The 20,770-nt window shown below is 70.4% G+C and carries 20 protein-coding genes; 9 read left to right on the top strand and 11 right to left on the bottom strand.

What is annotated here, in order from left to right; all coding sequences use genetic code 11:
• Positions 1 to 9 precede the first annotated feature (9 nt).
• A complete protein-coding gene (locus AC4BGC_RS08790; protein WP_490555735.1) occupies positions 10 to 891 on the top strand; it encodes an SURF1 family cytochrome oxidase biogenesis protein in 882 nt (293 codons plus the stop codon).
• Here the strand turns inward: AC4BGC_RS08790 and AC4BGC_RS08785 are convergent.
• From AC4BGC_RS08785 to AC4BGC_RS08770, 4 genes are read right to left on the bottom strand one after another with little or no spacing between them, the layout of a single operon-like run.
• Positions 832 to 1,587, bottom strand: coding sequence for an SDR family oxidoreductase (locus AC4BGC_RS08785; RefSeq protein ID WP_490555214.1), 756 nt, complete (start codon positions 1,585 to 1,587; stop codon positions 832 to 834). The two genes, AC4BGC_RS08790 and AC4BGC_RS08785, sit on opposite strands and share 60 nt — an antisense overlap.
• Before the next feature lie 9 nt (positions 1,588 to 1,596).
• On the bottom strand, positions 1,597 to 3,540 hold the full coding sequence (locus tag AC4BGC_RS08780; RefSeq protein ID WP_490555213.1) for an ABC transporter ATP-binding protein: 1,944 nt from the start codon (positions 3,538 to 3,540) through the stop codon (positions 1,597 to 1,599).
• A 57-nt stretch (positions 3,541 to 3,597) separates the two neighbouring features.
• Complete coding sequence (locus AC4BGC_RS08775; RefSeq protein WP_490555212.1) at positions 3,598 to 4,389, bottom strand: enoyl-CoA hydratase/isomerase family protein; 792 nt, start codon at positions 4,387 to 4,389, stop codon at positions 3,598 to 3,600.
• A gap of 42 nt (positions 4,390 to 4,431) precedes the next feature.
• Positions 4,432 to 6,030, bottom strand: a complete 1,599-nt coding sequence (locus AC4BGC_RS08770) for an ABC-F family ATP-binding cassette domain-containing protein (protein ID WP_490544218.1) — start codon at positions 6,028 to 6,030, stop codon at positions 4,432 to 4,434.
• Positions 6,031 to 6,144: 114 nt separating this feature from the next.
• Between AC4BGC_RS08770 and ypfJ the strand changes: the two genes are divergently transcribed.
• Positions 6,145 to 7,059, top strand: coding sequence for a KPN_02809 family neutral zinc metallopeptidase (gene ypfJ, locus AC4BGC_RS08765; RefSeq protein ID WP_490555211.1), 915 nt, complete (start codon positions 6,145 to 6,147; stop codon positions 7,057 to 7,059).
• A 100-nt stretch (positions 7,060 to 7,159) separates the two neighbouring features.
• Entirely contained in the window at positions 7,160 to 7,747 is a 588-nt protein-coding gene (locus tag AC4BGC_RS08760; RefSeq protein ID WP_490544220.1) for a biotin transporter BioY, read from the top strand.
• On the opposite strand, the gene AC4BGC_RS08755 is transcribed toward AC4BGC_RS08760, so the two are convergent.
• Both AC4BGC_RS08755 and AC4BGC_RS08750 read right to left on the bottom strand, forming a co-directional pair.
• Positions 7,734 to 8,177 (bottom strand): DUF6314 family protein, encoded by a 444-nt coding sequence (locus tag AC4BGC_RS08755; RefSeq protein ID WP_490555210.1) that lies wholly within the window; start codon positions 8,175 to 8,177, stop codon positions 7,734 to 7,736. The two genes, AC4BGC_RS08760 and AC4BGC_RS08755, sit on opposite strands and share 14 nt — an antisense overlap.
• Positions 8,178 to 8,186: 9 nt before the next feature.
• Positions 8,187 to 8,912 carry a Clp protease N-terminal domain-containing protein gene (locus AC4BGC_RS08750; protein WP_490555209.1) on the bottom strand — a complete coding sequence of 242 codons (726 nt, stop codon included), beginning with the start codon at positions 8,910 to 8,912 and terminating at the stop codon, positions 8,187 to 8,189.
• A 125-nt stretch (positions 8,913 to 9,037) separates the two neighbouring features.
• On the opposite strand from AC4BGC_RS08750, the gene AC4BGC_RS08745 reads away from it, so the two are divergent.
• Positions 9,038 to 9,712: an alpha/beta hydrolase gene (locus AC4BGC_RS08745; RefSeq protein ID WP_490555208.1), complete on the top strand. Its 675-nt coding sequence runs from the start codon at positions 9,038 to 9,040 to the stop codon at positions 9,710 to 9,712.
• 24 nt (positions 9,713 to 9,736) lie between these two features.
• Here the strand turns inward: AC4BGC_RS08745 and AC4BGC_RS08740 are convergent, their stop codons facing one another.
• Positions 9,737 to 10,642: a phosphotransferase gene (locus AC4BGC_RS08740; protein ID WP_490555207.1), complete on the bottom strand. Its 906-nt coding sequence runs from the start codon at positions 10,640 to 10,642 to the stop codon at positions 9,737 to 9,739.
• Positions 10,643 to 10,735: 93 nt separating this feature from the next.
• Between AC4BGC_RS08740 and AC4BGC_RS08735 the strand changes: the two genes are divergently transcribed.
• Entirely contained in the window at positions 10,736 to 12,559 is a 1,824-nt protein-coding gene (locus AC4BGC_RS08735) for an amino acid permease (protein WP_490555206.1), read from the top strand.
• Here the strand turns inward: AC4BGC_RS08735 and AC4BGC_RS08730 are convergent, their stop codons facing one another.
• From AC4BGC_RS08730 to AC4BGC_RS08720, 3 genes are all read right to left on the bottom strand, one after another.
• Complete coding sequence (locus AC4BGC_RS08730) at positions 12,560 to 13,171, bottom strand: acVLRF1 family peptidyl-tRNA hydrolase (protein ID WP_490555205.1); 612 nt, start codon at positions 13,169 to 13,171, stop codon at positions 12,560 to 12,562.
• Entirely contained in the window at positions 13,168 to 13,899 is a 732-nt protein-coding gene (locus AC4BGC_RS08725) for a dienelactone hydrolase family protein (RefSeq protein WP_490555204.1), read from the bottom strand. The genes AC4BGC_RS08730 and AC4BGC_RS08725 overlap by 4 nt, the downstream gene beginning before the upstream one ends.
• A gap of 76 nt (positions 13,900 to 13,975) precedes the next feature.
• Entirely contained in the window at positions 13,976 to 14,497 is a 522-nt protein-coding gene (locus tag AC4BGC_RS08720) for a hypothetical protein (RefSeq protein WP_490555203.1), read from the bottom strand.
• A gap of 82 nt (positions 14,498 to 14,579) precedes the next feature.
• Here AC4BGC_RS08720 and AC4BGC_RS08715 point away from each other — a divergent pair, with 82 nt between their 5' ends.
• The 4 genes from AC4BGC_RS08715 (at position 14,580) to AC4BGC_RS08700 (ending at position 20,018) form a co-directional block, all read left to right on the top strand.
• Positions 14,580 to 14,924 carry a hypothetical protein gene (locus tag AC4BGC_RS08715; RefSeq protein WP_490555202.1) on the top strand — a complete coding sequence of 115 codons (345 nt, stop codon included), beginning with the start codon at positions 14,580 to 14,582 and terminating at the stop codon, positions 14,922 to 14,924.
• Between the two features lie 78 nt (positions 14,925 to 15,002).
• Positions 15,003 to 17,327 carry a protein translocase subunit SecD gene (gene secD, locus AC4BGC_RS08710; RefSeq protein ID WP_490555201.1) on the top strand — a complete coding sequence of 775 codons (2,325 nt, stop codon included), beginning with the start codon at positions 15,003 to 15,005 and terminating at the stop codon, positions 17,325 to 17,327.
• 176 nt (positions 17,328 to 17,503) lie between these two features.
• Entirely contained in the window at positions 17,504 to 18,877 is a 1,374-nt protein-coding gene (locus AC4BGC_RS08705; RefSeq protein ID WP_490555200.1) for an HNH endonuclease signature motif containing protein, read from the top strand.
• Positions 18,878 to 19,652: 775 nt separating this feature from the next.
• The gene (locus AC4BGC_RS08700; RefSeq protein WP_490548757.1) at positions 19,653 to 20,018 is read left to right on the top strand and encodes a hypothetical protein; all 366 of its coding nucleotides are present in this window, start codon (positions 19,653 to 19,655) and stop codon (positions 20,016 to 20,018) included.
• Between the two features lie 77 nt (positions 20,019 to 20,095).
• Here the strand turns inward: AC4BGC_RS08700 and AC4BGC_RS08695 are convergent, their stop codons facing one another.
• On the bottom strand, positions 20,096 to 20,728 hold the full coding sequence (locus AC4BGC_RS08695; RefSeq protein WP_490555199.1) for a hypothetical protein: 633 nt from the start codon (positions 20,726 to 20,728) through the stop codon (positions 20,096 to 20,098).
• Between the last annotated feature and the right edge of the window lie 42 nt (positions 20,729 to 20,770).

The raw sequence follows: 20,770 nt of genomic DNA, 5'->3' as shown, positions 1-20,770 counted from the left end.
GTGAGATTCATGTTGAGCCGGCGATGGGGGCTGTTCGCACTGACGGTCGGGCTCCTGGCATGGGGAGCCGTGGAGCTGGGCCAGTGGCAGTTCCATCGCCTCGAGGACCGCAAGCGCGACAACGACATCGTCTCCACCAACCTGTCCGAGCCGCCGGTCCCGATCCAGGACGTGCTCTCCACGGACCGGCAGCCCGCGCCCGACCAGGAGTGGCGCCGCGTCACCGCGCACGGCACCTGGGACGACGAGAACACGATCGTGCTGAAGTACCAGACCCGCGACAAGGGCGCCGGCGTCGACGTGATCACCCCGCTGGTCACCGACAGCGGCGACGCCGTCCTGGTTGACCGTGGGTGGATGGCCACCGACAACTCCGGCGGCGCCCGCCCAGACCTCCCCGCCGCGGCCGAGGGTCAGGTCACCGTCACCGGATGGGTACGCCGGGACGCGACCGGGAACGCCACCAAGGTCGACGACATGTCGACGCGCGCGGTGTCCTCGGTCGTGATCGCCGAGGAGCTGCCCTACCCGCTCTACCAGGGCTTCCTGGACCTGGCGGCGGAGAGCCCGACTCCCCCGGACGAGCTCAAGCTGACCGAACTGCCCGACGACACCAGCAACGGCCCGCACTTCTTCTACGGACTGCAGTGGTGGTTCTTCGGGGCGCTGGCGATCTTCGGCTTCTGCTACCTGGCCTGGGACGAGTTCCGCCAGGCCCGGACCCGGCGGGCGGACGCGGAGGCCGCGGCTGCCGCAGGCCCGGATCCGGATCCGGGCAACAAGCAGCCAGGCAACCCGAAGTCAGGCACTCAGAGGCGGGTGAGCCCAGGTTCAGAGGGCGCGGAGCATGCCGCCGTCCACGGGGAGCATCGTCCCGGTGATGAAGGATGACGCCGGGCTGAGCAGGAAGGCGGCTGCGGCCGCGAACTCCGCGGGTTCTCCGTAGCGGCCCAGCGGGATCGTGGCGATGGCCTTGGCCCGAGCGGCCTCGGCGTCCCCGGTCGAGGCGTCGAGCTCCTCGAGCCGCTCGGTGCCCACCCGGCCCGGCAGCAGGCCGTTGACCCGGATGCCCTCCGGCCCGAGCTCGTCGGCGAGGTTCTTGGCGACCATGGCCAGCCCGGGACGCAGTCCGTTGGAGATCGCGAGGTTGGGCAGCGGCGCCCGCACGGAGCTCGACAGCACGAACGCGATCGACCCCGGTCCCTCGATGGCGGAGGCGACCGCACGGGCGACCCGGAGCCCGCCCAGGAACACCGACTCGAAGCTCGCCGTCCAGGCCTCGTCGGGGGTGTCCATCACGGTGCCGGTCGGCGGGCCACCGACCGAGACCAGGGCTCCGTCGAGACGGCCCCAGGTGGACAGGGCGGCGTCGACCAGGCGCTGTGCGGCCCCGGGGTCGGCGTTGTCGGCGACCACGGTGACCGCGTTCTCACCCAGCTCGGCGGCCGCGGCGGAGAGGGACTCCTCGCTGCGGCCCGAGATCACCACGCGGGCGCCCTCGGCTACGAGGAGGTCCACGGTGGCCCGGCCGAGGCCGCGGCTCCCGCCGGTGACGAGGTAGACGTGCTGTGCGAGTCCGAGGTCCATGGCGACAACCTAGCCAACCCGCTCGGGACGGGTCACCCCGTCCACTCCTCCCGCCCCGGTCGCGCGCCGCCTCCCCTCGACGTCGACGGTGGCGTCCTCGATGAACTGGGTCCGGTAGAGGTCGGCGTACAGACCCCCCTCGGCGAGCAGCTCGGTGTGGGTGCCGCGCTGGACGATGCGTCCGTCGTCGATCACCAGGATCATGTCGGCATTGCGGACCGTGGAGAGGCGGTGCGCGATCACCAGGGACGTGCGCCCCTCGAGCGCCTCGTCCAGTGCCCGCTGCACGGCGTACTCCGACTCGGAGTCGAGGTGGGCGGTCGCCTCGTCGAGCACCACGATGTCGGGTGCCTTCAGCAGCAACCGGGCGATCGCCAGGCGCTGCCGCTCGCCGCCGGAGAGGCGGTAGCCGCGGTCGCCGACCACGGTGTCGAGGCCGTCGGGCAGCGAGCGCACCAGCGCTGCGACCCGCGCCGACTCCAGGGCGGCCCAGATCTGCTCCTCGGTGGCACCGGGAGCGGCGTACAGGAGGTTCTCCCCGATGGTGTCGTGGAACATGTGCGCGTCCTGGGTCACGTAGCCCACCGCGTCCTCCAGGGACTGCAGGGTGACCTCGCGGACGTCCTCGCCGCCCACCAGCACAGCTCCCCCGGAGACGTCGTAGAGCCGGGCGACCAGGTGGGTGATCGTGGTCTTCCCCGCGCCGGACGGCCCGACCAGTGCGACCATCTGCCCGGGTTCGGCGGTGAAGGTGACGTCGTGCAGCACCTCGGTGTTGTCGCGTCCCTCCGCCCGCGACACCGTCTCCAGGGACGCCAGCGACACCTCGTCGCCGCGCGGGTAGGTGAAGTCGACGTGGTCGAACTCGACCCGAGCCGCACCAGGGGTGAGCGGCTTGGCGTCGGGCTTCTCCACCACGGTCGAGGGCAGGTCGAGCACCTCGAAGACGCGGTCGAAGCTGACCAGGGCGGTCATCACGTCGACGCGCACGTTGGAGAGCCCCTGCATCGGGCCGAGCAGGCGCAGCAGCAAGGTGGCGAGAGCGGTCAGCGTCCCGATGGTGAGCGCGCCGTTGACGGCGAGCGTGCCGCCGATGCCGTAGACCAGCGCGATGGCCAGTGCCGGGATCAGCGTCATGATCGCCATGAAGATCCGGGTGATCAGGGAGATCCGGACCCCCAGGTCGCGCACCACGCCTGCCTTCTCGGCGTACTTCGCGTCCTCCTCGTCACGGCGGCCGAACAGCTTGAGCAGCAGGGCTCCGCCCACGTGGAAGCGCTCGGTCATCATGTTGCCCAGGTCGGCGTTGCCGTCCATCTGCTGGCGGGTGAGCCCGCTGATCTGGCGCCCGACCCAGCGGGAGGCGAGCAGCAGCAGCGGGAACAGCGCCAGGCAGGCCAAGGTGACCTGCCAGCTCAGGAAGAACATGGTGATCCCGACGACCACCACGCTGATCGAGTTGGACACGGTGCTGGACAGGGTCGAGGTGAAGGCCCGCTGGGCGCCGATGACGTCGTTGTTCAGCCGTGAGACCAGGGCGCCGGTCTGGGTGCGCGTGAAGAACGCCAGGGACAGTCGCTGCACGTGGGCGAAGACCTGCGTGCGCAGGTCGAAGATCAGGCTCTCGCCGATGCGGGAGGACAGGAAGCCGGACCCGACCCCGAGGATCGCCGTCACGATCGAGACCACCCCCATCGCCAGGGCCAGCCAGAGAACGACGCTGGCGTCCTTGGCGAGGACACCGTCGTCGAGCAGATGCTTGATCAGCAGCGGGTTCACGACCACGAGGCCGGCGTCGAGCACCACGAAGAACAGGAAGCCCGCGATCAGCTTCTTGTGGGGTACGGCGAACCCGACCACCCGTCGTACGGTGTCGCGGGTCAGCTTCTGCTCGACGACCGAGGGGTCGCGCCGCATCGATCGCATCAGCATTCCGGGATGCATGGAGCTCATCTGCGCTCCCTCCTTCTCAGTCGCCGGGTGGGAGCCCGGCCGACTCTCCTGAGCGTCTCAGGCCCCGCTGACAAGCTCGCGGAACCTGCGAAGCTGTGCTTCACGCTCCGCGCGACGTTGCTCCTCCAGGTCCCGCTCGCCGGCGCCGATCAGCAGCGCCTTCGTCTCCCGGACTGCTCCGGTGTTCGTGGCGAGCAGGGCCCCGACCAGGTCCGACGTGGTCGCGTCGAGCTCGGTCCGTGGCACGACCGCGGTGGCGAGCCCCAGGTGCTGGGCCTCCCCTGCCTCGACGTACCGCGCGGTGGCGCAGATCTCCAGCGCCCGCGAGTAGCCAACAAGGTCCACCAGCGGTTTTGTTCCCGCGAGGTCGGGGACCAGGCCCAGCGCGGGCTCCTTCATGCAGAGCTTCACGTCGTCGGCCACCACCCGCAGGTCGCACGCCAGCGCCAGCTGGAAGCCCGCACCGATCGCGTAGCCGTGCACCGCGGCCACCGAGACGATCCGGGGGTCCGAGAGCCAGACGAAGCCGCGCTGGTAGCCCTCGATGGCGTCCAGCACGTCCTGGTCGCTGCGCTGCATCAGCTCGAAGACCGAGTCCTCGCCCTCGACGCCCTCGGGGCCGAACAGGCGGGTGTCGATGCCGGCGGAGAAGCAGTCGCCCTCGCCGCGTACGACGACCACGCGGACGTCCTCGGGTAGGTCCTCCCCGATCGCGGCGAGCGCGTGCCACATCCGCGGGGTCTGGCTGTTGCGCCGCTCCGGCTTGTCGAGCGTGATCGTCAGGATCGCTCCGCTGGTCTCGACGCGGAGGCCGGCGGACCGGAGGTCTGCCTCAGAAGGGAGTGCCATGTGGCGCACTCTAGGTCAGGACCCGGCGGTCGCAGGCCCGGGTCAGGCCAGGGTCACGAGGTCCGCGTAGTCGGGGGTCCAGAGGTCCTCGACGCCGTCGGGGAGGATCAGCACCCGGTCGGGCTCCAGCGCGTGTACGGCGCCCTCGTCGTGGGTCACCAGCACGATCGCGCCGGCGTACTCGCGGATCGCGGCGAGCACCTCCTCGCGGGAGGCCGGGTCCAGGTTGTTCGTGGGCTCGTCGAGCAGCAGCACGTTGGCGCTGGAGACCACCAGGATCGCCAGTGCGAGCCTGGTCTTCTCCCCGCCGGAGAGCACCGCGGCCGACTTGTTGGCGTCGTCGCCGGAGAACAGGAACGAGCCCAGCACCGAACGCGCCTCGGCGTCCTGGAGCTGCGGGGCGGACGCGTGCAGGTTCTGCAGCACGGTGCGCGAGGTGTCCAGGGTCTCGTGCTCCTGGGCGTAGTAGCCGATCTTGAGCCCGTGCCCGGGCACGACCCGGCCCGTGTCCGGCTCGTCCACGCCGGCCAGGATCCGCAGCAGCGTGGTCTTGCCGGCGCCGTTGAGCCCGAGGATCACGACGCGGCTGCCCTTGTCGATGGCCAGGTCCACGTCGGTGAACACCTCCAGCGACCCGTAGGACTTGGAGAGCTCGGTCGCGGTCAGCGGGGTCTTCCCGCACGCGGCAGGCGCCGGGAACTTGATCCGGGCGACCTTGTCGGCCTTGCGCTCCCCCTCGATGCCGGCCATCAGCTTCTCGGCGCGCTTGAGCATCGACTGCGCCGCCTGGGCCTTGGTGGCCTTGGCGCGCATCTTGTTGGCCTGGTCGGTCAGCGTCTTGGCCTTGGTCTCGGCGTTGATGCGCTCGCGCTTGCGGCGCTTCTCGTCGGTCTCCCGCTGGGCCAGGTAGGCCTTCCAGCCGATGTTGTAGATGTCGACCACCGCGCGGTTGGCGTCGAGGTGCAGCACCCGGTTCACGCACGCCTCGAGCAGGCCCACGTCGTGGGAGATCACCACGAGGCCGCCCTTGTGGTTGCGCAGGAACTCGCGCAGCCACCCGATGGAGTCGGCGTCGAGGTGGTTGGTGGGCTCGTCGAGGAGCAGGGTCTCGGCCCCGGAGAACAGGATCCGGGCCAGCTCGACCCGGCGGCGCTGTCCACCGGAGAGGGTGCCGAGAGGCTGACCCATCAACCGGTCGGCGATGCCGATCGAGGAGGCGATCTGGGCTGCCTCCGCCTCGGCGGAGTACCCGCCCGCGGCGTGCAGGGCTGCCTCGGCCTTCTCGTAACGGCGCATCCCCCGGTCGCGGACGTTCGGGTCGTCGCTGCCCATCTCGGCCTCGGCCTCCCGCAGGCGGCGTACGACGGTGTCGAGCCCGCGTGCGGACAGGATCCGGTCCCGGGAGAGCACCTCGGGATCCCCGATGCGCGGGTCCTGGGGCAGGTACCCGATGTCGCCGGAGGTGGTGACCGTGCCGCCGGCCGGAGCTGCCTCACCGGCGAGGATCTTGGTCAGCGTGGTCTTGCCGGCGCCGTTGCGGCCCACGAGGCCGATCCGGTCCCCCGCAGCGATGCGGAAGGAGACGTCATCCATCAGGAGGCGGGCACCGGCACGGACCTCGAGCTTTGAAACAGTGATCAAGACAGACTTTCGAAAGAGTGTGGCGGCGCCGCCTCGCAATGGGCAGGCCGATGGGGGCGCGTCAGGGCACCCGGTGACTAGTCTACGAGCCCGGTACTGGTGAAAGGGACACGCATGCGCTTCAACCCCAGGGCCAGGATCGACCGGAGCCAGATCCAGACCCGCGGCGGCGGTGGCGCGGGCCGTGGCGGGATGCGGTTGCCGCTCCCAGGCGGGGGCGGTGGTGGCGGCAGGATCGGCCTGGGCACGGTCGTGGTGGTGATCCTGTTCGTGGTCGTCAGCCAGTTCGCGGGTGTCGACCTCCTCGGCGGGAGCCCCGGCGACGGGGAGACCACCAGCGCCGAGGAGTGCCGTACCGGCGCGGACGCCAACGCCTCGGACGCCTGCGCGATCGACCTGTTCACCAACTCGGTCCAGGACTTCTGGAAGAAGACCTACCCCGAGCAGGTCGGCAACGAGTACGACGTCGTCCAGACCGTGCGGTTCGAGGGGTCCACCAGCTCGGGCTGCGGCCAGGCGAGCTCGCAGATGGGGCCGTTCTACTGCCCCAACGACAGCCTGGTCTACCTCGACGACAGCTTCTTCGACGACATGCTCGAGGGCGAGCTGGGCGCTCGGGGAGGCCCGTTCGCGATCGGCTACGTGATCGCCCACGAGTACGGACACCACGTCGAGGACCAGCTCGGGTTCCTGGGCAGGATCCGCACCCAGCAGGGGCCGAGAAGCGACGCGGTGCGGGTCGAGCTGATGGCCGACTGCCTCGCCGGCATGTGGGCCGCCGGTGCCCAGGAGACCGAGGACAGCTCGGGGCAGCCGATCATCTCCGACCTCACGCCGGAGGACATCCGGCTCGCGATCGACGCCGCGGAGGCCGTGGGCGACGACCGGATCCAGCAGCGGTCCTCCGGCCGGGTGGACACCGACTCGTTCACGCACGGCTCCGCCGAGCAGCGCGTGAAGTGGTTCAACCGCGGGATGGAGAAGGGCACGATCAAGGCCTGCGACACCTTCGCGACCGACAAGTTGTGATGCTCAAGCCCCTTGCTGCGTGGGGTAGGTCACTGCTCTGGTAGACATGTCCGCAATCCTGACCAGTCGCCCCGGAGGTCGTCCCGTGTCCAGCTCTGCGATGTCTGCCCCACTGCACCAGCAGCGTCCGCTCGTCCTCGCCGACCTCGTGCCCGGCGCCCGGGTGCGCGATGTGCTCCTCGTCGTCGGAGGTGCGGCGCTGACCGGGCTCGCGGCCCAGGTCGTGATCCCGGTGGCCGGCTCCCCGGTCCCCGTGACCGGCGGCACCTTCGCAGTGCTCGCGGTGGGCGCTGCCCTCGGCTGGCAGCGTGGCGCGGCCTCCCTCGCGCTCTACCTCGTCGCCGGCATGGCCGGGATGCCGTGGTTCGCGGCGGCCGGCTCGGGCTTCGGCTTCCCGGCGTTCGGCTACATCGTCGGCTACGTGTTCGCGGCGGCGATGGTTGGCGCGCTCGCCAGCCGTGGCGGTGACCGCTCGGTCGCGAAGACCATCGTCACGATGCTGCTCGGCAACGCGGTGATCTACGCCTTCGGCCTCGGCTACCTGATGTACGACCTCGACCTGAGCATCGTCGGCGCCTGGGACATCGGGATGAAGAACTACCTGCTCGGCGACGGCCTCAAGATCCTGCTGGCCGCCGGCTGCCTGCCCGCCGTCTGGCGCGGCGTGGACGCGTTCAGGAAGGGCTGAGCCCCGACGGGCGCAGCGTCGTCCGCATCAGGTAGTCCTTGGCCGGGCCGGTGACGTCCCAGGCCACGGTCCAATGCTCCGGCGTACCGGCCACGACTCCGCGGTAGGTGTCGGCCCCGCACGGGTGGGTGACCTGCTCCCCCGGCGACCAGGGGTGGAACTCGCGCTCGTCGTCGAACCTGACCCACCAGCCCGCGGTCTCGGGGTCCCGCACCACCCAGAGGTGGCGGTGCACCTCGACGTCACCACCCGGCTGGTGCCAGTGGCCGCGCTCCACCCAGCGGAGGCGGTCCGGAGACACGGCGGTGAGCGTGAGCACCCCGTCGATCCTGCTCTCCTGGCCCGACAGGCGGTCGTCGATGACCCGGGAGAGCTGCCAGGTGCCGGTGAGGCTGAGCGGGTCGCTGAGCACGTCGGAGCCGGTCGCCATGGGGGAAGCCTAGGCGGTCGAGGACGAGGCGCCGGCGTCCCGGAGCAGCCGGACGATCTCGGGCTCCACCGTGGCCTTGGTGACGCCGAGCCCGCCCAGGGGTCCACCGTCGCCCTCCTGCTCCAGCAGGGCCAACAGCACGTGCTCGGTGCCCACCGCGTCCTGCCCCAGGCGCAGCGCCTCCCGGAACGTCAGCTCCAGCACCTTGCGCGAGGCCGCGTCGTAGGGGACCAGGCTCGGAGGGTCCTCCGCCGCCGCCGGGAGGGTGACGGCCCCGCGTACCGCGGCGGGTGCGGTCCCCAGCGCCTCGAGGGCCCGGCAGGCCAGGCTCTCCGGCTCCGAGAGCAGGCCGAGCAGCAGGTGCCCCGGGGTGATCTCGGCGTTGGCTGCCGCCACGGCCTCGTTGTGGGCGGCCATCACGGTGTTGCGGGCACGCGGGGTGAACCGGTTGAACCCCTGCTCGGCGTCGAGGTCGTTCTGCTCCTTGGGCACGAACCGCTTCTGCACGGCTTGCTTCGTCACCCCCATGCTCCTGCCGATCTCGGCCCACGAGGCGCCCGCGCGGCGGGCCTGGTCCACGAAGTGCCCGATCAGGTGGTCGGCGACGTCGTCGAGGTACTCCCCTGCCTCCACGGCGCCGGAGAGCCGCGCGAGCGGGTCCTCGCTGGTCTGCTTGATGGCGACGATCAGGTCGTCGAGCCGGATCGGTCGCAACGGGCGGGTGGGCTGGGTCATGGCGTCAACCCTAGGTTGACGATCTAGGCCCGTCAACCCTGCGTTGACGCTTTCCGGCGGTGGGTACGTTCTCGTCAGGGCCCCGACTGGCCCTTTTCAGCGCGACCGCCGAACACAGGAGCACCATGGACACCGCCGCCAGGCTGATCACCACCCGCCTCCCGCGGGACCCCGAGGGGCTCGTCCTGGTGCTGCACGGAGGTGCGTCGCGGCGCGAGACCACCGCGGTCAGCCCCACCCAGCTCTCGGTGGTCCGGATGATCCCGATCGCGCACCGGATCGCGCGGGCCGGACGCGGCCGCCTGGCCGTCGTACGCCTGCTGAACTCCGTGCGTGGCTGGGACACCGGGCACACGCCGGTGGAGGACGTGCGGTGGGCTCTGACGGAGCTGGCCGAGCGCCACGGGGGTCCGCTCCCGACCTGCCTGGTCGGGCACTCCCTCGGCGGCCGTGCCGCGCTGCTGTCCGGTGACCAGCCCGGGGTGACCAGCGTCGTCGCCCTGAACCCGTGGGTGCAGGTCAGCGACCAGGTCGACCTGGACGGGCGACCCACCCTGTTCGTGCACGGCACCCGGGACCGGGTCGCGGACCCGCGTCGCGCCGAGGTGCTGGCCGAGCGGCTGGCCCGTACGGCGCCGGTGGGCTTCCTGCGGGTCAGCGGAGGCAAGCACGCGATGCTGGGTCACCGGGACGTCTTCGAGAAGGCGGCCGCCGACTTCGCCACCGCCACCCTGCTCGGCGCCGAGGTCGACGGCCCCGTCGCCACACTGCTGTCGGGCGAGCGCAGCGTCACCGTGTGAGAGCACCTGCGTGAGGCCGGGCGGTCACAGCAGCTGCTCGATCTGGGCCCCCTGCCGCTGCAGGGCCCGCAGGTGCGGGGCCACGGCCGGGTGCCGGAACTTCGCGGCCAGGGCGCCCTCCCCCGGGGCCGCACGGGCCAGGGCCCACTCGGCGCGGCTCAGCACGGTGTAGACGGCCGTGACCTGGGCGGCCATCCTGATCGCCGTCCGGTCGGCGCCGGGGCCGACTCCCTCTAGGAACGCCTCGAGCAGCACGTCGAACTCCTCCCGGGTGGACAGGGAGTAGTAGCCGAGGTCCGAGCCGATCGGCCCCACCCCGAAGCACTGCCAGTCGACGGCCACCACGTCCTCACCCCGGCGGGTGAGGAAGTTGCCCGGTACGGCGTCACCGTGGAGCCTGCCCGCGGGGCCCTGCGCGCAGCGCGCCAGCCAGTGGCCTCGGCGTCTCCACAGCACGTCGGCGACGTCCGCCAGGGTGGTCCTGGCCAGGGTGGGCCAGCCGCCGCGTCCCTCGGCCATCAGCAACCGGTCCGCCAGCAGGCCGCGCGAGGCCCAGGCGGGCGCCGCGCTCTCGGCGGCGGCGAACCGGCCCAGGGCACGGGCGACGAACAACCCCGGAGGGGGCTCCCCGACCTCCTCGAGGGTGCGCACGGTCACCCCGTCCTCGTCCTCCTCCACCGGCCCGAACTCCGGTGCCACCAGCCCGGGTCCGTCCACGAACTCCGGGGCCAGGGCGACCTCGGCCTCGCGCCGCCAGTAGCCGGCCCGGGTCGGCTGGGTCAGCGCCGGGTCACGGTCGTGGGGCGCACCGAGCCGCTTGACCACCCACCGGTGTCCGTCCGCCTCGGCGAGCCACAGGCCCACGGTCGAGGGGCCACCCGCCCCCGGGAGGCGGCGCCACGACGGGTCCGGCTCCCACATGCTGGTCATCTTGACAGAACGCGGGTCTCACCGGCGGTTATGCATGCTGCGGCGCGGGGTACGACCTCGGCACTGCCCGCCCCAGGGGATCGAGGACGCGCCATGACCGAACCCGCACAGCTGCAGAAGGGCCTCAAGCAGCGGCACCTGACGATGATCGCCATCGGCGGCGTGATCGGGGCCGGCCTGTTCGTGGGCTCCGGGGTCGTGATGAACGAGGCGGGCCCCGCGGCGTTCCTGACCTACGCCATTACCGGGGTGCTGATCATCCTGGTGATGCGGATGCTCGGGGAGATGGCCACCGCGAACCCCTCCACGGGATCCTTCGCCGACTATTCGCGCCGAGCGCTGGGCGGCTGGGCGGGCTTCTCGGTCGCCTGGCTCTACTGGTACTTCTGGGTGATCGTCGTCGGCTTCGAGGCGGTCGCCGGCGGGAAGATCATCCAGGAGTGGGTGGACACCCCGCTGTGGGTGCCGGCGCTGGTCCTGATGGTGCTGATGACCGCCACCAACCTGTTCTCGGTGGGGTCCTACGGCGAGTTCGAGTACTGGTTCGCCGGCATCAAGGTGGTCGCGATCATCCTGTTCCTGGTCATCGGCGCGGCGTTCGTCCTCGGGCTCTGGCCCGACCGCAGCGTCGACTTCAGCAACCTCACGGACCAGGGTGGCTTCCTGCCCAACGGGGTGGGTGCGGTGTTCTCCAGCGTCGTGGTGGTGGTGTTCTCGATGGTCGGCGCCGAGATCGCCACCGTGGCGGCCGCGGAGTCGCGCGACCCGGAGAAGGCGATCGCCAAGGCCACCAACTCGGTGATCGTCCGCGTCGGCACCTTCTACGTCGGTTCCATCTTCCTGCTGGTGTGCATCGTCCCCTGGAACGACAGCGAGCTGGGAGCCTCGCCGTACGTTGCGGCGTTCCGGCAGATGGGGATCCCGTACGCCGACCACATCATGAACGCGATCGTGCTGACCGCCGTGCTGTCCTGCCTGAACTCGGGGCTGTACACCGCCTCGCGGATGCTGTTCGTCCTCGCCGCCCGCCGCGAGGCCCCGATGCAGCTGATCACCGTGAACAGGCGCGGTGTGCCGGTCTGGGCGATCCTCGCCTCAACTGTGGTGGGGTTCCTCAGCGTGATCGCCGCCTACGTGGCCGAGGACACCGTGTTCAAGTTCCTGCTGAACTCCTCGGGCGCGGTGATCCTGTTCGTGTACCTCCTGATCGCCATCTCGCAGTTCGTGCTGCGCCGGCGTACGCCCAAGGAGGACCTGAAGGTGAAGATGTGGCTGTTCCCCTGGCTGACGATCGCTGCGGCGCTCGGCATCCTCGCGGTCCTGGCGCAGATGGCCTTCAAGAGCGACACCCGGTCCCAGCTGCTGCTCAGCCTGCTGTCGTGGGTCGTGGTGCTGGTCCTGTACGGCGTCACCCGGTGGCGTGGCGGCTCCGTGTCACCCGACGAGCTCGAGGAGGACGCCGGGCCCGACCCGCAGCCGGCCCAGCGCGTCCTGCTGCTCGCGAACCAGACGCTGGCCGAGAGCCAGCTGCACGACGCGCTCGAGCGCATCGTGGGCAGCCAGGACGCCAGCTACTTCGTGGTGGTCCCTGCCAACCCGGTCGACACGGGACAGGCCGAGCTCGAGGGGGCGGCCTTCGTGTGGCAGGCGACCACCGAGGCCGCCCAGCGGCGGCTCGACCAGACGATGGAGGCCCTCCGCGACCGCGGCCTGAGCGTGGAGGGGGAGCTCGGTGACCACCGGCCGCTCGTCGCGCTGGACAAGGCGGTCCGTGAGTTCGACCCGGACCACGTGGTGATCGCCACCCACCCCGAGGACCGGTCGACCTGGTGGCGTCAGGGAGTCGTCTCCCAGGCGCGCAGGCGCCACGACGTCACCATCCAGCACGTGGTGGTGCAGGGCGTGCTCACCGGGTAGTCAGGCGTTGTGCACGACCAGGCGCACCGAGGAGGCGTCCGCGACCGCCTGCTCGAGCACCGACCTCCGGGGATCGGGCACCGCGAGGAACGGCGGCACGACGACGAGCCGGGTGAGCCGGCGGTCGCCGAGCACCGCTTCCACGGCGGAGTGGTCGCCTCCGGTGACGACGAGATCGACGCCGGCCAGGATCCTGGCCGCGTGCTCGGCGGCCGCCTCGTACGCCGCTCGCGCCTGGTTGTCCCGGCGCCTGGCGAACCGCTGCTGGCTCTGCCCGCCCGCCTTGGTCCGGCCCTGGACGTGTCGCTGGCCGACCTTCGACTCCTCGGTGCGCTCCCCCGCCAGCCGCGCGACGGCGAAACCGCCCTTGCGGACGAGCAGCACGCCCCACAGCGGGGGCGGTGCACAAGCCGCGACGAGCGAGGCCGGGTCTGCCGGGCCGGCGTACGGCCGACCGAAGGGTGGATGCGCGGCGAACCGGGAGCCGTCCTCGGCCAGTCCGGTGAGCCGCCCGTCGGCCACCTCGAGGGCTGTCTGCCCGTGACGGGTGCCGAAGTTGGCCACCCACCGCTCCAGCCGGGCCGGCGGGACCAGGACGTCCTGACCGGTCATCGGGTGGGCAGGTGCCGGCCCAGGAAGTCGACGGTGCGGTCCCAGGCCAGCGCCGAGGACTCGGCGTCATAGAGGAAGAAGTCGTCGTTGTCGAAGGCGTGGTCGCCGGACTCGTAGGTCTCGAAGGTGACCTGATCCAGCGGGGACAGCAGGTGACGGAGCTGTTCGACCGTCGGGCGGGTCAGGAAGCGGTCCTGGAGCCCGAAGTGGTGCAGCGAGCGCGCTCGCACCTGGGTGGGGTCGAGGACGGGCATGCCCGGCGCCGTCGGGGCGAGGCCGAGCAGCTGGGGCAGCGCGGAGCCGTAGTAGCTGACCAGGACCTCCGGCGAGCGCTCGGCAGCGACGTTGAACCCGAGCCCTCCGCCGAAGCAGAAGCCGACGATGCCCGCTCCCCCGGTGGCCTCGGGCCGCTCCTCGAGCACGTCGAAGGCGAGCGCGGCGTCCTGCACCGCCGTGGGCCAGTCGGTGCGCTGGAGCAGCGCCGAGGCCTCGTCGAGCGCGGTGGGCCCGTCCTGGACGCTGGAGACCCCGAGCCGCCAGAAGATCTCCGGGGCGAGGACGACGTACCCGAGCTCGGCGAGGTCCGCGGCGCGGCGCTCGATGTAGGGGCTGATCCCGAAGATCTCCTGCAACAGCAGGAGGCCAGGGCCGGTTCCCGAGGCAGGACGCCACAGATGGGCGGGCATCGCCCCGTCGGCTGTCTCCACCGTGATGACGTCGTGATCCATCCTCGGAACCTACGCCACGGGCGGTGCGGGCAGGCTTCCCGTCCGACGCTCGCCCCGGACGTCTCTATCGGTCGGCTCAGCGGTCGGCCGCAGTGATGCGTACGTCGACTCCGTCCCCGACCGGCGCGGCGAGCCCACCCAGCGCGCCCACGAGCACGCCCACCGCGACCAGGTGACCGATCCGGGCGCCTTCGCGGACCGACGGTCTCGTGCGCTGCCAGGCGTACCAGTCGCTGCGTCGGAACCTTGCAAGTGCGGCGAGAGCCACCGCCGTGCAACCGAGCGAGAGCGCGGCGACTCCGGCCTGACCCAGGTCGTCGACCAGGACCAGGCCGACGAGCCCACCGATCGCGCTCAAGGTGAGCACGACCCAGGCAAGGACGAGGCGGACCGTTCGGCCGCGAACGACGCCGGCGGAGACGTACCCCACGAGGAGCCCGCTGATCACGACGGACAGCCCCAGCGAGACCTCGTCGCCGAGCCGGAACCCTTCGCGGCCCAGCAGCACCGCTTGTCCCGCCAGCGAAGCCCAGGCAACCACCCAGATCGAGCTCGGCAATGGTGGCGGGGCAACGTCGACAGCACGTTCCTCGTTCACGGGCGCCATGCTCGCACCTGGGGCGCACGGGCTGTCGCGGTTCGGTCGATCCGGTCCGCGCGGAGGCACCTACACTCGGACGATGCCACGCGTCTCGCACCACGACGGCCGCCGCGCGGTCGTGGCGGTGCTCTCGGCGGTGTTGCTCCTCTTGGGGGCGCTGGCAGGCGTGCAGTCCTCGGCGTCCGACCCGGTCGGCCACAGCGACCTGCACTCCTCGAGCCACCTGGACCTGGGGACGCTGGCCGTGGCGAAGAGCCATTGGACCAGCCACCACCAGCGGCCCGACGTGCACACGCCAGGAGTCCTGACCTCTCGGGCCGAGTCGGCCGATGCGTTGTTCCCGGTGGCGACCTCGCCCGCGTCTCTGGCTCCGCGGTGCGCCGCGTGCCAGGTCCCTCTGCGGGGCCGAGCTCCTCCTGCCTGACGTACCCACCAGTCCGTCCGGTCCAGTCCTGTCGCCGCTGTGTGCGGTCGTCAGGCGCCCCTCTTTCGTGGAGTCCGCATGCCCACAGCACCGTCAGCTCGTCCGCCGTCCCGCGCGCCACTGTGGCGCGCCGTCGCCTCCTTGGTCGTGATCGGGCTCGCCCTGTTCGCAGCGCTCTCCCTGTCACCCCGGCTCGGCCTCGACCTCGAGGGCGGCACCCAGATCGTCCTCGAGACCCAGGACACCGAGCGGGTCAAGGCCGACCGCGAGTCCACCGATCGTGCCCTGGAGGTACTCCGAGGGCGGGTCGACGCGCTCGGTGTCGCCGAGCCCACCCTCGCCCGCGCGGGTGAGCGGCGCATCATCGTCGAGCTGCCCGGCGTGCAGGACCCACGGGAGGCGGCGCGGGTGATCGGACGCACCGCCCAGCTCGGGCTGCACGTCGTCCAAGGGCCCGGCCAGACCGACGACGCTGCAGCCGAGCCCTCGACCCCGGAGGGAACCACGCAGGTGGACGACGAGGACGGTCGGCCGATCCTGATCGGCCCCCTGGTGCTGGACGGCAACGGCATCAAGGACGCACGGGCCGAGATGCAGCAGAGCGGCGTCGGCGCCTGGGTCGTAGCCGTCACCTTCAACGGGTCCGGTGTGCCGCAGTGGCGCGAGCTGGTCGAGCGCGCCTGCAGCACACCTGAGGGCAACCAGCGGATCGCGATCCTCCTCGACCGGGAGGTGATCTCGTCACCCGCAGTGCAGCCCGGACTCTGCTCGGGGCCGGGGACCGCGACCAAGATCACCGGACAGTTCACCCAGCAGTCCGCCGAGGACCTCGCGGTCCTGATCAAGGGCGGCGCGCTGCCCGTTCCCGTCGAGGTGATCGAGCAGCGCACCGTCGGTGCGACGCTGGGCGACGCCGCGATCGACGCCTCCGTGAAGGCCGGCATCATCGGCATCGCGCTCACCGGGTTGTTCATCGTGCTGGTCTACCGGTTGATGGGCCTGATGGCGACGATCGCACTGGCGTCGTACGCCCTCATCTCCTATGGCCTCCTGCTGTGGTTCGGCGCCACGCTGACGCTTCCAGGACTCGCGGGCTTCGTGCTGGCCATCGGCCTCGCCATCGACGCCAACGTGCTGGTCTTCGAACGCGCCCGGGAGGAGTACGCCGCCCGCCGCGGCGAAGGGCTCGCCCCGGCGCTCGACACGGGCTACCGCAAGGCCTGGTCGGCGATCCTCGACTCCAACGTCACCACCCTGCTCGCGGCGGCACTGCTGTTCTTCTTCGCCTCCGGTCCCGTCAAGGGCTTCGGCGTGACACTGTCGATCGGCGTGGTGGCCTCGATGGTCTCGGCGCTCGTGATCGCGCGCACGCTCACTGACTGGGCAGTACGACGATCCTTCACCTCACCGGGACTCTCCGGCTTCGGCGGTAGCGGCCGACTGCGCACCTGGCTGGTCACCAGCGGCCCGTTCCTGATGCGTCGCGCGGGCGCCTGGATCGGCGTTGCTGTGGTGATCGGCGTGGTCGCCATCGGCGGTATCGCCCTGCGCGGACTGAACCTCGGGGTGGAGTTCACCGGCGGACGCCTGTTGGAGTTCTCCACCACCCAGGACGTCGATGTGGACAAGGCGCGCGCTGCGGTGGCGGACGCCGGGTTCCCGGGCGCGGTCGTGCAGAGCTCCTCTGGCACCGGCGACTCGGAGAACATCACCGTGCGCACCGGGCAGATCAACAATGATGAGGCCGTCGCCGTCGAGGAGTCGCTCGGACAGGTGGCCGGACAGGTGATCAAGGAGCGCGACGAGCTGATCGGCCCGACTCTCGGCCAGGAACTTCGTACGAAGGCACTGATCGCGTTCGCGATCGCCATCGGTGCGCAGATGGCCTACCTGGCCTTCCGGTTCCGCTGGACGTACGCCGCTGCGGCTGTCCTGTCGATGGCGCACGTCGTGCTCACCGTGGTCGGCATCTTCGCGTGGCTCGGCAAGCCCGTGGACGGGGTGTTCCTCGCCGCGGTCCTCTCCATCATCGGACTGGCCGTCAACGACACGATCGTGGTCTTCGACCGGATCCGGGAACGGGTGCGAGGCAGCGATGCGCGCCTGCGGGAGACCGTCAACCTGGCCATCCTGCAGACCATCCCCCGCACGCTGAACACCGGGCTCGGCGCGATGTTCATCCTGGCCACGCTGGCCGTGCTGGGTGGCGACTCCCTGCAGGACTTCGCCGTTGCGCTGCTGCTCGGCCTGACGATCGGCATCTATTCGACGATGTTCACCGCGGCTCCGCTGGCCATCTGGGCCGAGGAGCGGTGGGGGCCACGAGTGCGCTCCTCGCGCCCGCCCACCACCGACCCTTACGCGGAGGTGCCTGTCGCCGGACGGGAGAGCGGATCGCTCTAGGAGAGGCCTTTCCTGTGGCTCTCGGCGGATGTCGCGCTGGGGCAGCGATCCAACACCTAGGTCGGTAGGCAACCGCTGATCTTCACACAGGAAACTTCTCAGAAAGTTCGAGAATCCCCTGCAGAACAAGGGGAATCTCGCCAATTCTTGTCGGTGGTCGCTGCTTAGATTGATCCATGACCAGCCACCCGGACACTCCTCCGGACACCCCGTCTGGCGCCTCGTGCGCCGGCCGGGTCGCGGCCGAGCTCGCCCGGATCCGGCGACAGGTCCAAGGGCTGCAGCACACGTTGTGGGCGGCCGGACGCGGCGAGGAGCTGATGGACACCGTCGCCGAGATCGAGGCGCTCAAGTCGACCCTGGATGCCGTCGAGCTCCACGTCGTCCACGAGCTCGAGGTCACCAACGCCGTCAAGCCGGTCGGGTGGGCCTCCACCCAGGACTTCGTCACCTCGGTCGCGGGTGGTCGCAAAAGCGCCGGGTCCGGCACCGTGCGCTTGGCGAACGCGGTGCAGACCCCCGTGCTCGCCCCGGTCGGCGAGGCCCTCGCCGACGGCTGGCTCTCCACCGCCAAGGCCCAGGTCATCGAACGAGCCGTCGAGGACCTCCCCACCAACCCCGACCTCCGGACTCGTGGGTGCCGGGCAATGCTCGCCGAGGCCAAAGCGCTCGATGCCACCGACCTCGCCAAGGTCGGCCGGATCCTGGTCACCCTGGTGGACCCCGACGGCCAGGAGCGCCGTGCCGAGCGCGAGATGGAGCGTGAGGACCGCGCCGCCCACCTCGACCGCGATCTCTCGCTGCGGTTCGACACCGCCGGGGGCTGCTGGATCAAGGGCCGTTGCTCGGCCGAGGACGGCGCCAAGCTCCGCGCCACCCTCCTCCCCCTGGCAAAACCGGTCCCCGCCAACGGCCCGGTGTGCGACCCCGGCACCTGCGAGATCCCCGGATGCGGGCACGACGGCCGCGACCCCCGCGACCACGGCGCCCGGATGCTCGACGCCCTGGTCGAGCTCTGCGACCGCGCCGCGGCGGTGGAACTGCTGCCGGAGTGCCACGGAGCCAGTCCGCGGGTCTCGGTGACCATCACCCTGGCCGACCTCCAGCAGCAGACCGGGTTCGGGACCACCGAGACCGGTGAGGACCTCTACGTCGCCGCCGTACGCCGGATGGCATGTGACGCCCACGTGATCCCGATCGTCCTCGGCAGCGACGGCGAGGTCCTCGACGTCGGCCGCCAGCTGCGGCTCGTCACCGCCGCGATCTGGAAAGCCCTCGTCGCCCGCGACAAGCACTGCCGATTCCCCAACTGCACCCGCCCACCGGTGATGTGCCACGCACACCACCTCATTCACTGGGTAGACGGCGGGTCGACGTCGCTGGCGAACACGCTCTTGCTCTGCGGGCATCACCACCGCCTCGTCCACGCCGGCCCCTGGCAGATCACGGCCACCGGACCCAACGAGTTCGAGTTCACCCCACCGCCCGGCGTACGCCGGATGATCTCTGGCGGACGAGAACCACCCGACGGTCAGAGGCTCAGGAGCTGAGGGAACCAGGGATGGCACGCACGAGCAGCCGCTCCCCGGGACGGCTACGTCGTTCGCCCTCGCCGGATCGCCAGCGAGAGCCCAGCATCAAGGGCAGCCACCCGAGGTGGACGGTTCCAGAGTTGGGGCCGGTCGACTTTCCGACAACATCCGGACATGCCGATGAGCGGACGTTGCGGTCGGCCTTGCGGACGGATCAATCCGAGGTCAGTTCTTCGACCAGTACGTCCCAACTCCGGGCCGTGAAGGACGACGGCCACCGAGAGTCAGTCTCGACGTGATACGTCAGGTGGACCCAGGCCCAAGTGGACGAATCCGGCAGCCAGAAGATGACCTCTTTCAGGTGACGCCGAACCGCAACGGCGTGAGCCGAGACGCCAGCGAAAATGTGGTCCGGCGGCAGTTCACTTGCCATCTCGCGTTCGAGACCGGCTCCGTCGTCAGTCCCGTGGACCTCCCACCACTCGCCCGGCAGCCGCTCTAGATGAAATGGCGGAAGCATCCACTGATCGCCAGCAGCACTCACTCGACGCACGCATCTGCCGCCATCCGCGGCGACCCTGCTGATGAGCGTGGCAGGCACAGACACCTAGGCACCGGTGAGTACCTGTGCGGATGCGGCGGCCTTCCGGCTGGACGACCCTGGGGTCATGAACTCCGAACAGGGCGGCGCTCCGACACATCTCGTGCGGCGATCTGGCTCGTCGCCAACTAGGACGCGTGACTGATGAGCCGTAGTAGACCCCTGCGCGCCGGGCTGGTGACGCTCTGCTCCGTGTCAGCGTTCTGGCTGCTCATGCACGAGCTCTTTACCGGGCCTCAGTGCGACTCGAGCTACATGCAGCAATCCAGCTGCCTCGGAGGCGAACTCCTCATGGCCGCGATTGGCGCACCCTCCTTGCTCATCATCGTCGCCCTCGCCCTCTCGGGCCGTGGGATGGGCCACTCGTTGCTGGGAGCGCTGCTGTCCCTGGGGGCAGGTTGGCAATCCGTCAGCGGCATCTTCGACTTGCTTGACCTGGCCGAGTCCGACTTCCTCGGGCAGATGCTCACGGCCCCCGCCGCAGCCCTCTGCGCCGCCTTGTGGGCTTTCTACGGTCCAGGCACTACGGACGCGAACGAGCCACCATCGGAGGCCTAGACCGCGCCCGCGTCGGGCGAGAGCCCGCTCATGCAGCGCTCCGCGCGGTCTGTCGAGATGCGGACGTTCTTAGCGTCTCAGTCTGTGTCAGTGATGCAGAGGACGGTCATCTCGGCGTTTCGATAGTCGGTGAGGACAAACGTCTCGTCCCACGCCACATCGAAGAACCATGGTGTCCAGGGTTCGTTCGTCCGGTCGAGACGAAAGTCCTCATACCTTCTGCCCGTAAGTCCCGCGACCGCTTCATCTGCCAGTCGCTTAGCCTCGGCTCCACGCCCTGCGAAAGCCCCGTAGGCACCACCGTGCACGATGGTCGTGGCGAGGATGCCGTCCAGGGTGAGCGCACCTCCAGGCACCTCCTCCAACGCGCCTGGCAGAGGGTCGAGCTTCGCGGGAATCTTGAGCGGTGACAGGTCATCGCGGACGACCGGACTGTCGAAGAGCAACCTGTGCATCTCGTACTCGTCCAGACGGTTGCGCGATGCGAACCAGGCGGCGGGGTCGCCGTACTCAACGGCGCGCCATCGTCCAAGCTGGTACCCGCCATTCACGTGAGTCTCTGCGACGTGGCCGAGGTACTCGTCTAGGGGCGCGGAATCAACCGGCACCGATTCCCAAATCACTTGCGGCCACGAGTCGACTACTTCCTGGCCTGACGGTCGCGGCTGATCCCAATCGATGTCCTTCCACGAGCGCACAGCGCCGATCATCTCAGCATTGGAGGATTCGCATGCCTACATCTTCCGATCAGA

Source organism: Nocardioides sp. Z38_18 (genome assembly GCF_058215695.1).
Note: the sequence above shows the minus strand (reverse complement) of the source record. Positions and strands in the feature narration are given on the sequence as shown.